This window comes from Nocardioides sp. Soil_C_8, assembly GCF_057656315.1.
Genome location: NZ_JBDGKQ010000013.1, coordinates 1 through 215, shown reverse-complemented (window position 1 = coordinate 215; position 215 = coordinate 1). Strand labels below are relative to the sequence as shown.

The following is a 215-nucleotide window of genomic DNA, read 5'->3' as shown; positions in this document are numbered from 1 at the left end:
CTGCATCTTGTCGTGCACGCTGATCGGCCCGTGGTCCAAGCCGGATGACTCCAAGGCAGCGCGGATCTGGACAGCCTGGGCCTTGACCTCGTCGGTCAGTCTGGTCGGGCTCGACGCTGGACGTCGAGATCGTGGCTTGAGCACCGCGGCCGGCCCGTCTTCCTTCGTGCGTTTCCGCAGCTCGTAGAACGACTTGCGCGAGATGTCGTGCTCAA

Annotated in this window: 1 pseudogene; it reads right to left on the bottom strand. The window is 64.2% G+C overall.

Annotation, left to right across the window (positions count from 1 at the left end):
• Positions 1-215, bottom strand: a pseudogene (locus tag AC3A3L_RS21650) (IS481-like element ISAar28 family transposase); the annotation flags it as partial.